The organism is Rhizobium sp. RSm-3 (assembly GCF_001854685.1).
Taxonomy (GTDB): domain Bacteria; phylum Pseudomonadota; class Alphaproteobacteria; order Rhizobiales; family Rhizobiaceae; genus Rhizobium; species Rhizobium ecuadorense.
In genome coordinates this window covers 111803-124856 of record NZ_MAWZ01000057.1, presented here as the reverse complement: position 1 = coordinate 124856, position 13054 = coordinate 111803, and the positions used below count along the sequence as shown (strand labels likewise).

The window sequence follows — 13054 nt, the reverse complement described above, 5'->3', positions numbered from 1 at the left end:
GCTGGCGGTCTAAAGCACCAACCGCAACTGCGGCTCCGTTCCAGCGGCCCGCCGCTCCAGCGACGATAGCGAAACGCCGAGCAGAATCACGCTCTCACGGCATTTGAGCACCGCTGACGGCGACATAGACCGAATAGATCGAACGCGTCGCCGCAATGAACAGCCGGTTGCGCTTGGGACCACCGAAGGTGAGGTTGGCGACGGTTTGCGGCACGCGGATCTTGCCGATCAGTTTGCCGGCCGGATCGAAGCAATGCACGCCATCACCAGCACTCGACCAGAGGTTTCCGTTCACGTCGGTGCGGATGCCGTCCGGAATGCCGCTGTCGATCAGGCAGAAGACGCGGCCGTTCGCAAGCCTGTTGCCGTCGGCCACGTCGAAAGCCCTTATATGGCGTGGCAGGCTTTCATCATGGCTTGCAGCCGAATCCGCCACGTAAAGAATTGTCTCGTCGAGGGAGAAGGCAAGGCCGTTCGGCTGGATGAAATCGGTGGCGACAGCGGCAAGCCCCCCGGTCGCCGGATCGAGCCGGTAGACGTTGCGGGTCGGCTGTTCCGGCACGGCGCGATAGCCTTCATAATCCGACATGATGCCGTAGGTGGGGTCGGTGAACCAGATCGTGCCGTCGGATTTCACCACCACGTCGTTCGGCGAATTGAGCCTGGCGCCTTCGAAACGATCGGCGAGCACGGTGATTAAGCCGTCGACCTCGGTACGCGTGACGCGGCGCATGCCATGTTCGCAGGAGATCAGCCGTCCCTGCCGGTCGCGCGTGTGGCCGTTGGCGAAGTTCGAGGGTTGCCGATAGACGGAGACGCCGCTCTCCGGCGTCCATCGCAGCATGCGCTGATTGGGAATGTCGCTCCACAGAAGCTGGTTCGCATCGTTGAACCAGACGGGACCCTCCGCCCAGCGGCAGCCGGAATGGAGTTCGTCGAGGCCGGCGCTCGTCACGATCAGTTGCCGGAAGCGCGGGTCGTGAATTTCGTAGATGCTGGCCTCGGCCATGGCGGTCTTTCCGTTTATCGCATGCCGGCCCGGCGGCCGCCGGCAAGCATGATGACGCTGATGATGATGAGGCCGGTCATGATAAGGCGGATGCCGGCGCCGACCCCGTAAGTGTTGAGCATGGAGACGACCAGGAACATGAAGAGCGACGCGCCCCAGATGCCCGGCACGTTGGAATCGCCGCCGGCGACGGCTGTGCCGCCGATCACGACGACGGCGATCGACATCAGGAGATATTCCGAGCCCATGTTGAGCGCCGCGCCGCCGGAGAAACAGGCGAGCAGATAGCCTGCGACCGAGGCGAGCACGGCGCAAAATAGATAGGTGACGAAGCGCGTGCCGTCGACCGGAATGCCGGCCATGCGCGCGGCCGGCATGCTCTGGCCGATCGCCGAGATCCAGCGCCCGTAGATCGTCTTCTCGAGCAGGAACCAGGCAAGCAGCGAGATGAGGAGCGCGACGATCGCCACATTCGGTACGCCGAGCGTGTTCGACGTGGTGAACTCCGCAAGCATGGCCGGGGGCTTGATGCGCAATCCCCGGTTCGTCCAGATCGCCGCGGACTGCACGATGAAGCTCATCGACAGCGTGGCGATGATCGGCGGAATGCGCAGCGCCTTGATCAGCGCATAATTGCCGAGGCCGACGACCAGGCCGATGACGACGGCAATGAGAAGGCCGGGCAGGATCATGCCGTTTTCGACATTCATCAGCTTCAGCGCCACCGTGCCGGCAAGCGTCATGGTGGCGGGAACCGAGAGGTCGATATTGCCGGGACCCAGCGTGATGACGAACATCTGGCCGATGCCGACGATGACCGAGAAGGCGGCGAAGGTGAGGGCCGCCTGTGATAGGCCGAGTGTGCTCGCCCCGAGCGTCACCATGATCGTCAGGAACCAGACGATGAAGGCGGCAAGCCACGACCAGATCCAGGGTTTGCCGAAAAGTCTGAGGAGCGGGGTCATCGGCGTTTCTCCCGCTTCTCCAGGCGGTTCAGCATCAAGCGGAGCGCGAGCACGATGATCAGGATCGCGCCCTGTGCGCCGATCTGCCAGTCCGGCGAGATGCGCAGAAAGGACAGGAACGAACCGGCGAGCGTCAGCGTCAGCGCGCCGATGACGGCGCCGACAGGGGAGACGCGGCCGCCGATGAATTCGCCGCCGCCGAGGATGACGCCGGCGATCGACAGCAGCGTATAGCGCAGCGCGATATTGGCATCGGCCGAGGTCGTCAGGCCGACGAGGGCGATGCCGGCAAGCACCGCGAACAGTCCGGCAAGACCGTAGGCGCAGGCGCGCGCCGCGACGATCGACCAGCCGGCGCGCTCGACCGAGCGCTGGTTGCCGCCGATGCCGCGGATCAGCACCCCCAGCGAGGAGCGCATGACGAGGAGATGGGCGATCGCGGCGATGGCGATGCTGGCAACGATCGCCATCGGCGCCAGCGGCGGCTTGACGGTCATCAGCCAGCGCACCCAATCCGGCGCCTGGCCGCCCGGCGCCGGCAGCAGCAGCACGGCAAGGCCGCCCCAGACGAAGCTCATGCCGAGGGTGACGACGATCGACGGCAGGTTGCGCAGATGGATGACGACGCCGAGGCCCGCATAGGTGGCGATCGCACCGGCAAGGATCAGCATGCCGATCAGGGGAGCATCGCGCAGAAAGGTCGCGGTGACGCAGGCGACGAAGCTGACGAAGGTGCCCATCGACAGATCGAGATCATTGACCGCCATCACCAGCATCTGGGCGATCGTCGCAAGTGCGATCGGCACCGCCAGATTGAACAGCAGGTTGAGCCCGACATAGCTCATGGCGCGCGGCTGCAGCCAGAAGACCGCGGCAAGCAGCAATGTCAGCGACAAGGCGGGGATGGCAAGACGCAAGGCGTCGGACGACAGCCGGAACGTCATGCGGCGACCCCTTCGAAGGAGGCAGCGATGATATTCGTCTCGTTGACGGCGTCGCCGGCGAGTTCGGCGGTGATGCGGCCTTCGCGGAAGACGTAGACGCGGTCGCAGAGGCGGACCTCGTCCATTTCGGTGGAATACCAGATGAAGGTGCGGCCGCGCGCCGCTTCCTCGCGGATGATGGCGTAGACCTCTTGCTTGGTGCCGACGTCGACGCCGCGCATCGGATCGTCCATCAGGACAACGGGCGCGCGCGTTGAAAGCGCCCGGGCGAACAGCACCTTCTGCTGGTTGCCGCCGGAAAGTGACAGGATGCGGTTGGCCATATCGGGCGTGCGGATCTCGATCCGCCGCTTCCAGTCGGCGCCCTTGGTCTGCTCTTCGCTGGCGAGGATCAGGCCTCGCCGGGTGAGGTCACCGAGCGAGGCGATTGAGAAATTGCGCAGGATGCTCCACAGTTCGAAGACGCCGTTGAGGCGGCGGTCGCCGGCGACGAAGGTGACGAGCGGATCGCGCTCAGGCAGCCAGTTGCCGGACTGGGCGGCATGCAGGGCGAGCAGCAGTTCGGTCTGTCCGTGGCCGGCCAGTCCGGCCAGTGCGATGATCTCTCCCTTGCGGGCCGTGAAGGGAAGACCCTTCGTCTGATGGGACAGAATGAGCGGCGCGGTGGATTGTTCGCGCGCCGAGCGCTGCCCGGTCTCCTCCTTGGCGACGGTGCCCATCGCTTCCACCAGGCCGTGATGGTCGAATCCATCAGCCGGACGTTCGGCGACGACGCGGCCGTCCTTCATGACGACAATGCGGTCGGAGGTTTCGAGGATCTCGTGCAGGATGTGCGAGATGAAGATGACGGAGCCGCCGGCGGCGACGAAGCGGCGGACATGATCGAGCATCTGGCGGGCAAGGCTTGCGTCGAGCGACGAGGTCGGCTCGTCGAGGATCACCAGCCGCGGCGCAACGCCGGCGTCGGAAAAGGCCATTGCAATCTCGACCATCTGCCGCTCGGCGATCGAAAGATCGCCGACGGCCCGGCTGCTGTCGATGCCATGACCGGGAAAGACGGCATCGAGGCTCTTTTCGATGATTCCAGCGGCGCGCCCGCGCCAGCCGAAGCCGCCGAGATGGCGGTGCATGATGCGCGTGTTCTCGACGATGGAAAGATTGGGGCAGAGCGAAAGCTCCTGGAAGACGCAGCGCACGCCGCGGGCGCGCGCCGCGTTGATGCCATAACGCTCCAGCCGCTCGCCGTCGCTTGCCACACTGCCTTCATGCGGAGTGAGGCCGCCATTGATGACGCTGACGATCGTGGATTTGCCGGCGCCATTGTGGCCGACCAGCCCGACGCATTCGCCCGGCATGACGCGGAGCGTGACGCCGTCGAGCGCCCTGACCGCGCCGAAGCTCACCTTGGCGCCCTCGACGGCGATCACCGCCTTCAAAACCTCATTCATTCTGCCCGCCACATCTGCTTCACAAAGAATGCCGCGCGGCCATTTGCGGCCGCGCGGCAGTCACCGGGAGATTACTTTGCAGACTCGATAACCTTGATCGCGTCAGCCTGCGTGTATTCCACATTGGCGACGCCGCCGGCCTGGGTATTGGCGAGGTTCGTTTCGAGATTGTCCTGGTCGATGCGCAGGAAGGGCACCACGAGATCCTTCTTGACTTGCTTGCCGTCGAGGATCTGCTGGGCGACCCAGAAAGCGAGCGTCGAAACTCCAGGTGCGATGGAGACGGACATGGTCTCGTAGCTCTTGGCGTCCTTCTGCTCCTTCCACCACTTCAACTCGTCTTCGCGATTGCCCATGATGATGATCGGCATCTTGCGGTCGGTGGCGGCAATCGCCTGTGCGGCGCCATATCCGTCGCCACCCTGCGTCACTACGCCGACGATGTCGGGGAGGCTCGGCAGGACACCGGCAACAGCCTTCTGCGCCACGTCCTGCGCCCAGTCCCCGTGGACGGAGCCGACAACCTTGAACTGCGGGAACTGCTTGACGCCGTCGTGGATACCCGCCGAAATCTCATCGTCGACGAAGACCCCGGCAAGCCCGCGGATCTCCAGAAGATTGCCACCTTCGGGGATTTTCTTCGACAAATACTCGACTTCGCTGCGCCCCATTTCCTTGAAATTGACGGCGATGCGCCAGGCGCAGGGTTCGGTGACGATGCCGTCGAAGGAAACGACGGTGATGCCGGCGTCGCAGGCTTCCTTGACCGCGCCGTTCAACGCCGTCGGCGAGGCGGCGTTCAGCACGATGGCGTCATAACCCTGCAGGATCATGTTCTGGATCTGCGCCGCCTGTTCCGTCGCCTGGTTCTCGGCGGTGGTGAAAGGGTCGGCTGCGGCAACGACGCCGGCCTTGACGGCCTCGCCTGTGACTTTGCCCCAGCTCGTCAGCATGGCCTGGCGCCAGGAGTTGCCGGCATAATTGTTGGAAAGGGCGATTTTCTTGGCCGACGTGTCGGCAAAGGCGGAAACGGGCATCGCGGCGCAAGCAATAGCGGCCGATGCCAGAAGCATCTTACGAATTGTCATGTCTTCCTCCCTTTGATCGCGCCGGTCGGCGGATCGTTCACTCCTGCGTGCCCAAAATGGGCCCGAGTGAAAATTGTTCTTGCACTGAGCTTCCTCCTCTCAGTAAGGGCAGGATGCGGGAGATCGACCGGCCTGTACAGGGGCAAGGCAGCAAGTCGTTTGCGGGTTTTGCGCAATTAGCTGCGGGTTTACGCAAGACGGCGGCGCTTCCGCGGGCGCTTACTGCGAAGGGCGCGCTGCGGGTTGAGGAGCCTGCTGCCGTCTCGGGGAGGAACCACCATGCTGCATCGCGCACCCGCAGCCATGTTCGACCACTATCTCGGGATTTCCCGGCTGCTCGCGGGCCAGCTCGACTTCCGCTCGGCCATCCGTTCGGTTGCGGCCGAGGTCGCCCATATCATCCCGCACGACCATCTCGATGTCTGCGTGCTGCTAGAGGGGGGCAACTATCACACGGCCTATGAGACGGGCATCGAGACCGCCTGGGGCGACCTTGCCGGCGCGCCCGTGGTCAACAGCCCGATCCGCTCGCTGCTCTGGGGCGAGGTGGATTTCCTGCTGGCGGACGACGCCATGACGGACCAGCGTTTCCACTTCGAGGGCGCCTTCAAGCGGCCGATCGTCGAGGAGTCGCTGCGGAGCCGCCTGCATGTGCCGATGAAGGTGCAGGGCACGATCATCGCGGCGCTCTCCTGCTCGTCGCGAACGGCGGGTGTCTATACGATGGAGGATATCGAACGCGCCCGCATCATCGCCGACCTGCTGACGCCCTATTTCTTCGCGCTGCGGGCTGCCGAGCAGGCGCAGCGCTCGGCCATTGTCGAGGCGGAGGCCCGCGCCCGCGAGGAGGGGCTGCGGCAAGGCGCGCTGAAGCTGACCGAGGCGCTGGAGCAGGAACGACAGCGGATCGGCATGGATCTGCACGACCAGACGCTCGCCGACCTGACGCGGCTTGCCCGCCGGATCGATCGGCTGTCGCGCAACGGCGAGGTGACGCCCGAGGCGCTGGAGCCGGTCTCCCGTTCCCTGCAGCATTGCATGCAGGATCTGCGGCAGATCATCGAACAGGCCAAGCCTTCCGTGCTTCAGCTCTTCGGTCTCGCGCAGGCGATCGAGCATCATCTCGACCGGTCGACCCGCGACACCGGATCGGCGATCGAATGGGGTCTGGTCGACGAGACGCATGGCGCATTGGAGCGGCTGGAGCCGACCGTCAGCGTCGCGCTGTTCCGCATCGCCCAAGAGGCGATCAACAATGCGGTGCGCCATGCCGCACCGCTCACTGTGACGGTGCGGCTGGAGGCCGATGAGGAGCGGCTGTCGATCGAAATTTCCGACGACGGGAGCGGGCTCGCCAAGGCACGCGGCCGGATCGGCGGCGGCATCGATAATATGAAGACCCGTGCGCGGCTGATTTCGGCGCGCTTCACCACCGGGCCCGGCCATAACAATCGCGGCACCGTGGTGCGCGTCGTCCTGCCGCTAACCCCGCACGACCCGGCGAGCGGGCCGGACCGAGGAGAGACACGATGAAGGTTCTGATCGTCGAGGACGACCCGCTGCACCGCTCCTATCTGCACGAGGCGGTCAACGCCGCTCTGCCGGAATGCGATACGGTGATCGAGGCCGAGAACGGCACGGCCGGCGAGAAGCTCGCCCGCGACCACAAGTCGGCGCATATCGTCATGGACCTGCAGATGGCGAACCGCAACGGCATCGAGGCGGCGCGCACCATCTGGAAGGAGCGGCCGGAGACCCGCATCCTGTTCTGGTCGAACTATTCTGATGAGGCCTATGTGCGTGGCGTCTCGCGCATCGTCCCGGATGGCGCGGCCTACGGCTATGTGCTGAAATCCGCCTCCGACGAGCGGCTGAAGCTGGCGCTGCGCTCGATCTTCATCGAGAGCCAATGCGTCATCGACCGCGAGGTGCGCGGCCTGCAGCAGAAGAGCCTCGGCCAGACCAACGGCTTTACCGATTCCGAATACGAAATCCTCGTCGATATCGCGCTCGGCCTCACCGACCGAGCGATCGCCAAACGCCGGGGCCTGTCGCTGCGCAGCGTACAGAACCGCCTGCAGCAGCTCTACGACAAGCTCGACGTCTACCAGAGCGCCGGCGACGACCACGAGGACGGCCGCTTCAATCTCCGCGCCCGCGCCGTCACGGTGGCTTTCCTGCGCAAGCTGCTGAACTACAGCGCTCTGGAGCGGGCCGAAGCGGAGCTGCAGGAGTGGCTCGACGGAAAGTAGTCCGGAGCGGATGGAAGGCTTATCATCTGCCCAGGCGGGTCAGGCGATGGCTTTCAACGGCGCCCGGCTGCTCGGCGCCGGCTCAGGCTTGCCGAACAGGAAACCCTGCATCTGCGCCGGATGGCTTGCATGAAGGATCGCAAGCTGCTCCTGCGTCTCGACCCCTTCGGCAATCACCGGCAGGTTGAGCGTCGACGCCATCTCGATGACATTCTCAAACAGCGCCCTGATGGTGGGATCGACGCCGATGCCGGCAAGGAAACGTCTGTCGATCTTCAGCTTGTCGAACGGAAAATCCCGCAGGTTGCCGAGCGAGGAATAACCGGTCCCGAAATCGTCCAGTACGACCCGGATCCCCATCGCCCGCAGCTGACCGAGCGTGGAAAGCACGGCAGCCCGATCGTGGAACAGCGCCGACTCGGTGATCTCAAGCTCCAGGCGGTCTGGCCGCAGCCCGGTTTTTGCAAGAATTTGCGAGAACTGCTCCACCAGGTTCGGCATCAGGAACTGAACCGGCGAGATGTTGACCGCGATCGTCAGCGGGGTTTTCCACGAGGCTGCTTCGCTGCAGGCTTGTTCCAGAACCCAGATGCCGATGGGGATGATGCAGCCGGTTTCTTCGGCGGCAGCGATGAAGTCCGCCGGTGCAAGAACGCCTCTGCTTGCATGGCGCCAGCGCAACAGCGCCTCATAGCCGCACGGCTGCTGCGAGGATGTGTCGACGATCCTCTGATAGGCGAGGAACAGCTCTCCTTTGGCGAGTGCGTGCCGCAGGTCGTGCTCGAGCTGCCGCTTGGCATGCAGTTCGATGTCCATCGCCGGCTCGAATGTGCAGGCTCTGCCGCGGCCGCCGCTCTTGGCCCGGTAAAGCGCCATGTCGGCATTGTTTCTGAGGCGCCGATCGGTAACGCCGTGCTCGGGGTACAAGGCCATCCCGATGCTGGCGCCGAATCCCGAAGAGGTCGCGAGGTCTGCGAACTCCTCGGCGAAAGCCTTCAGCAGGTCTGTCGCCAACGCTTCCGTCTGCTGGCGGGACGCGTTTTCGAGGATGATGCAGAATTCGTCTCCGCCCATGCGGGCGATCGTCACATCGACCGGCAAAGCGCGGACCAGAACCTGCGCGACCCGCTGAAGCACCGCGTCGCCCTCGGCATGGCCGAACGTGTCGTTGACGAGCTTGAACCGGTCGAGATCGAGGGCAAGCAGCGCCAGGCCGCTTGGGGTTTCTGCCGCGCCTGATATCGCCATCCCGAAACGCCGGTCGAACTCACGACGGTTCGCCAGGCCGGTCAACGGGTCATGGCGCGCCATATGCTCGATCCTGCGGCTCGCCTCATGGCGCTCCGTCAGATCGCGCACGGCAATCACCTGGCACTCGCGCCCACGATATTCGATCGTCCGAGCCAGGACCTCGACCGGAATCATGTCCTGGCCGTCGCGCAATATGGCTCCCTGGCAGGTGTCCATGCCGAGGCGGCTGTCGATTGCAAGCACCGCCTCGACCGGTTGCCCTTTCAGAAGTGCGGTTGCCTTGCCGGCCATCGCAGCGAATTTCTCGTTGAGATCGATGACGACATTCTCCTGGGCGATGACCAGCCCCTCGAACGAGGCATTCGCCAGCCCGCGCAGATCGGTCAAATGACGGTCAAGGAACAGCGCTGCGGCGGCTCCGAGCAGGATCAATGTCGAGATGATCGAGACGGCGATGGCGATGGCGATCCGATCGACGGAGGAGAGATCGGCATGCACGGGCTCGGCGGAAGGGGTGATCTGGACACCGCTCATCGACACGGTGTGAAGGCTGCAGATCGCCAGGACGATGCACGCCGCGCCGGCGAAAATATGAAAACGCCTGCTGGCGCTGTGCCGCAGGGCCGCAACCGCAACGATGCCGAAGCCGATTGCCAACGCACAGGCGACGATCGATTTGTCCAGGACGAGCGAAACCATGCTGAACGGCGTGATGGCGAGCAACCCCACGAAATGCATTGCCGCAATGGCAACGCCGAACAGGACGCCGCCGGACGCCTGGACAAGCTGGCCGCCATTCATGAAAGCGATTTCAACCGCGACCGCAAACAGTACGATGGCGGCGATAATCGACAGAATGATCAATGAGCCATCGTAGCCGATCGGCACCGGACCGGCATAGGCCAGCATCGCGATAAAATGGGTTGCCCAGGTGCTGGCGCCGAGGACGACGGCGGCGGCGATAAGCCAATAGTGGTGATGGTGCCGCACGCATTCCTGCGCACGCGTCAGCATGAACACGGCCGTCAGGCTGCCGAAGCAGCAGATCGACAGGGCGACGAAAAGCAACGTCCAGTCATGCTGGTCGGCGATACATGAAAGCACAGTGAACATGGCATCTCCCGAAGGTGCGGGGAGGGTGCCAAAGCGGGCCTAACGAAACCATACGGGCTTCGTTAAAATGCCAGTCATCCATGCAAAAACCACAACGAAAAGACGAGAAGAAAGTGCCGCTCGATAAACCGCTGAGGAAGGCGACCGCAGCAGCAGCTCCGTGGCTTCGGTGGGAGAAAATCGACTCTGGCAAAGGTATCAGGCGCCTGGCAGCGGGATCGAACGCTTGGCATCTGCCAATGACAGGCCTGAAATGACGCGGTACCGCGCCTCGACAAGGTTGTATATTCCGAAGGCTGCCAATCCGGCGGCAACGGCGATGTAGAGGAAGGATCCGAACGGAAGCTGGCGGACCCATTCCAGGGCGTCGCCCATGCTGCCGGCCTGTAGCGGATCCACCCGGAAGCCGGCATAGGCGAAAAGTATCCCGGTGATTGCGAACACCACGCCGCGGGCGACGAGACCGTAAACGCATATCAATATCACGATGCCCTTGCTGTCCGGTATTTTGACGTAGCGCTCAAACTTCCGGGTGATGCCCTTGACGATCGTCACCATGCCGCCGATGACAAAGCCGGCCCCAACGGCGATCGCAAGGGTGGAGCCGAAAGGCTGCGACATGATCCATCCCGCCAGCCCCTTCTCACCCGAACCTTCACTCCCGCCGCCGAGGAAGATGGCACGACTGAGAGCATATCCGGCAAGCCCGAGATAGGTGACGGCGCTGCCGAGGAGCGCCGCCCGGATCAGCCATGCCTTTCCGTCCCGCCCATGGCCGTCACTGTCCGCCAGGGACTGGGCCAGCCTCCAGGCGACAAATCCGAGAAGACCAAGACCAATCATTCCGACCCAGACACGCCCGAACGGCTGCGCAAGCAGCGTCGAGAGCGCCGACTTCGTTTCCGGCCGGCCGCCGGCGACGCCGGAGAAGAGCGCGAGCCCCGCTATCAGGAGAAAAACGACACCGCGCGCCGTGTAGCCGCCTTTGGCGAGTACATCAAATCGAAAGCCTTTGCTCATCAGCATTTCCTCTCCGTCGCCAGTGCGCGAGATTAACGCGCCAGCCTTCCGAAAGTTTGCTGAAAGGACTCGCAAAGGTCCTCGGGATCGTGAAGAAATGGATCTTCCTTCTTGACCGGGCAATGCGGTCGTTGGCGATCCGGAGTTGCTGCCGCCGGAAGTTCCATAACGTTGATTATGCCGTTTCAGAAATTTAAAGTTGAATAAATCCTCTTAAAATTGCATTTCTACTCCGCTCATGGAGGTGAGATTGCAGATCGGATTGATTGCGGCGGCGCATGTGATGCGCGCCACATCCTTGTTCCCTATCGCACCTCAAACTCCGGATCAGGCGGAACCTGCATGGCGAGAGCAAGATGATTTGTCTGCGCGGCAAGGCCGATGATCGTCAGGAGTTCGCCATGCTGGGCATCGGTCATCCCGCGCGCGCGGGCGGCAGCGGTATGGGATTGAACGCAGTACTGGCAGGCATTGGCCGTGGACACCGCAACGTAGATCATCTCGCGCGTCAACGGATCGAGCGCACCTTCGACTGTCATGACCGATTTCAGCGTTTCCCACACGCGCTTGAGATTTGCGGGATCGTTGGCAAGAGCCCGCCAGAAATTGTTGATGAAATCGGTCTTGCGGGTCGCCCTGATGTCATCGAACACGGCTTGGACGGCCGGAATGGCTGCGGCCTCTTGATCTGACAGAAGTTTGACTGTTGCCATCGAAAGTTCCTTTCCGGGCGCCGATCTACGGCCTCAAGCATGATCTGCGCTCGGCGATCCCAAACGCCGGCGGAAGATACGAAGAAATGATAACCGCCGCCAGCCTCCCCGCCGGCGAGGAAATCGAAGACGGCTATTTTAGGAAAACAGGTAAAATTAGAAATTATTGTCTACTGATTTTATAGATTATATGGCTCCATAGCCCTGTCGACTTCAACGCTGAGATTTCGAACGCCCGATGAATACATCCTTGGGCGCATGTGAACTGCCGACTTCTTCCAAATCAACAGGAGATTTCCATGAGCAATCCGGTTCTCGTCAATCAGATCATTCCCGACACCGATGTCGTCCCGCTGACCGGCCGTGTCGGCGCCGAAATCAAAGGCATCCGCCTTGGCGGAGAGCTTTCGGATGCAACGGTGGCAGCCATCAACCAGCTTCTGCTGAAGCACAAGGTGATCTTCTTCCGCGATCAGGGACATCTCGACGATTCCGAACAGGAATCCTTCGCGCGCCGCCTCGGCGATCTCGTGCCGCATCCGACCCAGGGACCGGTCGCCGGCACAGCCTCCATCCTCAATCTCGATTCCAGCCGCGGCGGCGGCAGGGCGGATCAGTGGCACACCGACGTCACCTTCGTGGATGCCTATCCCAAATTCTCCGTCCTTCGCGGCGTCGTCATTCCGGCGGCGGGCGGTGACACCATCTGGTCCAACACCCATGCCGCCTACGAAAGCCTGCCGGCGCCGCTCAGATTGCTGGCTGACAATTTATGGGCCATTCACAGCAATGCCTATGATTATGCCGCCGTGCGCCCTCGCGCCACCGCCGAAGAGAAGAAGCATTTCGAGGAGGTTTTCACCTCGACCATCTACGAGACCGAGCATCCGGTCGTACGTATCCATCCGGAAACCGGCGAAAGATCGCTGCTCCTTGGGAATTTCGTTCAGCGCCTGGTCGGCGTTTCAAAGAGCGACTCCGCGAAACTCTACGAGGTGTTCCAGTCCTACGTCACCGCCCCGGAGAATACCGTGCGCTGGCGGTGGAAAGCCGGGGATGTCGCGATCTGGGACAATCGCGCCACCCAGCATTATGCCGTCAACGACTACGGCGACCAGCACCGCGTCGTGCGCCGCGCCACCGTTGACGGCGATGTTCCCGTTAGCATCGACGGCCGCCGCAGCATAACCCATGTCAAGGCTGCCAAGCCGCAAGCAAAGGCGGCGTGATCGCGCACATATGAGTGTCGCC

Annotated in this window: 11 protein-coding genes; 3 read left to right on the top strand and 8 right to left on the bottom strand. The window is 63.1% G+C overall.

The window, feature by feature from the left end; translation table 11 throughout:
* Positions 1-94: 94 nt before the first annotated feature.
* The 5 genes from BBJ66_RS27810 to BBJ66_RS27790 form a co-directional block, all read right to left on the bottom strand.
* Positions 95-1009, bottom strand: a complete 915-nt coding sequence (locus BBJ66_RS27810; RefSeq protein ID WP_071091490.1) for an SMP-30/gluconolactonase/LRE family protein — start codon at positions 1007-1009, stop codon at positions 95-97.
* Positions 1010-1023: 14 nt separating this feature from the next.
* Complete coding sequence (locus tag BBJ66_RS27805; RefSeq protein ID WP_071091487.1) at positions 1024-1974, bottom strand: ABC transporter permease; 951 nt, start codon at positions 1972-1974, stop codon at positions 1024-1026.
* Positions 1971-2918, bottom strand: coding sequence for an ABC transporter permease (locus BBJ66_RS27800; RefSeq protein WP_049735797.1), 948 nt, complete (start codon positions 2916-2918; stop codon positions 1971-1973). Before BBJ66_RS27800 ends, BBJ66_RS27805 begins: the two co-directional genes overlap by 4 nt.
* On the bottom strand, positions 2915-4366 hold the full coding sequence (locus BBJ66_RS27795; protein WP_071091484.1) for a sugar ABC transporter ATP-binding protein: 1452 nt from the start codon (positions 4364-4366) through the stop codon (positions 2915-2917). Before BBJ66_RS27795 ends, BBJ66_RS27800 begins: the two co-directional genes overlap by 4 nt.
* A 71-nt stretch (positions 4367-4437) precedes the next feature.
* Positions 4438-5454 carry an ABC transporter substrate-binding protein gene (locus BBJ66_RS27790; RefSeq protein WP_049735795.1) on the bottom strand — a complete coding sequence of 339 codons (1017 nt, stop codon included), beginning with the start codon at positions 5452-5454 and terminating at the stop codon, positions 4438-4440.
* Between the two features lie 279 nt (positions 5455-5733).
* Between BBJ66_RS27790 and BBJ66_RS27785 the strand changes: the two genes are divergently transcribed.
* Both BBJ66_RS27785 and BBJ66_RS27780 read left to right on the top strand, forming a co-directional pair.
* A complete protein-coding gene (locus tag BBJ66_RS27785) occupies positions 5734-6987 on the top strand; it encodes a GAF domain-containing sensor histidine kinase (RefSeq protein ID WP_071091481.1) in 1254 nt (417 codons plus the stop codon).
* Complete coding sequence (locus BBJ66_RS27780) at positions 6984-7706, top strand: response regulator transcription factor (RefSeq protein WP_049735793.1); 723 nt, start codon at positions 6984-6986, stop codon at positions 7704-7706. Before BBJ66_RS27785 ends, BBJ66_RS27780 begins: the two co-directional genes overlap by 4 nt.
* Positions 7707-7745: 39 nt before the next feature.
* Here the strand turns inward: BBJ66_RS27780 and BBJ66_RS27775 are convergent, their stop codons facing one another.
* The 3 genes from BBJ66_RS27775 to BBJ66_RS27765 all read right to left on the bottom strand — a co-directional run bounded on the left by BBJ66_RS27775 (position 7746) and on the right by BBJ66_RS27765 (position 11803).
* Positions 7746-10070 (bottom strand): putative bifunctional diguanylate cyclase/phosphodiesterase, encoded by a 2325-nt coding sequence (locus tag BBJ66_RS27775; protein WP_071091478.1) that lies wholly within the window; start codon positions 10068-10070, stop codon positions 7746-7748.
* A gap of 198 nt (positions 10071-10268) precedes the next feature.
* Positions 10269-11090, bottom strand: a complete 822-nt coding sequence (locus BBJ66_RS27770) for a DUF1206 domain-containing protein (RefSeq protein ID WP_071091906.1) — start codon at positions 11088-11090, stop codon at positions 10269-10271.
* Positions 11091-11395: 305 nt separating this feature from the next.
* Positions 11396-11803 carry a carboxymuconolactone decarboxylase family protein gene (locus tag BBJ66_RS27765; RefSeq protein ID WP_071091475.1) on the bottom strand — a complete coding sequence of 136 codons (408 nt, stop codon included), beginning with the start codon at positions 11801-11803 and terminating at the stop codon, positions 11396-11398.
* A gap of 299 nt (positions 11804-12102) precedes the next feature.
* Between BBJ66_RS27765 and BBJ66_RS27760 the strand changes: the two genes are divergently transcribed.
* Positions 12103-13032: a TauD/TfdA dioxygenase family protein gene (locus BBJ66_RS27760; RefSeq protein ID WP_071091472.1), complete on the top strand. Its 930-nt coding sequence runs from the start codon at positions 12103-12105 to the stop codon at positions 13030-13032.
* The last annotated feature ends 22 nt before the right edge of the window (positions 13033-13054 follow it).

Coding starts and splice junctions, on each gene's coding strand:
- BBJ66_RS27810 (WP_071091490.1), bottom strand. CDS start 1,009: ATGGCCGAGGCCAGCATCTACGAAATTCACGACCCGCGCTTCCGGCAA.
- BBJ66_RS27805 (WP_071091487.1), bottom strand. CDS start 1,974: ATGACCCCGCTCCTCAGACTTTTCGGCAAACCCTGGATCTGGTCGTGG.
- BBJ66_RS27800 (WP_049735797.1), bottom strand. CDS start 2,918: ATGACGTTCCGGCTGTCGTCCGACGCCTTGCGTCTTGCCATCCCCGCC.
- BBJ66_RS27795 (WP_071091484.1), bottom strand. CDS start 4,366: ATGAATGAGGTTTTGAAGGCGGTGATCGCCGTCGAGGGCGCCAAGGTG.
- BBJ66_RS27790 (WP_049735795.1), bottom strand. CDS start 5,454: ATGACAATTCGTAAGATGCTTCTGGCATCGGCCGCTATTGCTTGCGCC.
- BBJ66_RS27785 (WP_071091481.1), top strand. CDS start 5,734: ATGCTGCATCGCGCACCCGCAGCCATGTTCGACCACTATCTCGGGATT.
- BBJ66_RS27780 (WP_049735793.1), top strand. CDS start 6,984: ATGAAGGTTCTGATCGTCGAGGACGACCCGCTGCACCGCTCCTATCTG.
- BBJ66_RS27775 (WP_071091478.1), bottom strand. CDS start 10,070: ATGTTCACTGTGCTTTCATGTATCGCCGACCAGCATGACTGGACGTTG.
- BBJ66_RS27770 (WP_071091906.1), bottom strand. CDS start 11,090: ATGAGCAAAGGCTTTCGATTTGATGTACTCGCCAAAGGCGGCTACACG.
- BBJ66_RS27765 (WP_071091475.1), bottom strand. CDS start 11,803: ATGGCAACAGTCAAACTTCTGTCAGATCAAGAGGCCGCAGCCATTCCG.
- BBJ66_RS27760 (WP_071091472.1), top strand. CDS start 12,103: ATGAGCAATCCGGTTCTCGTCAATCAGATCATTCCCGACACCGATGTC.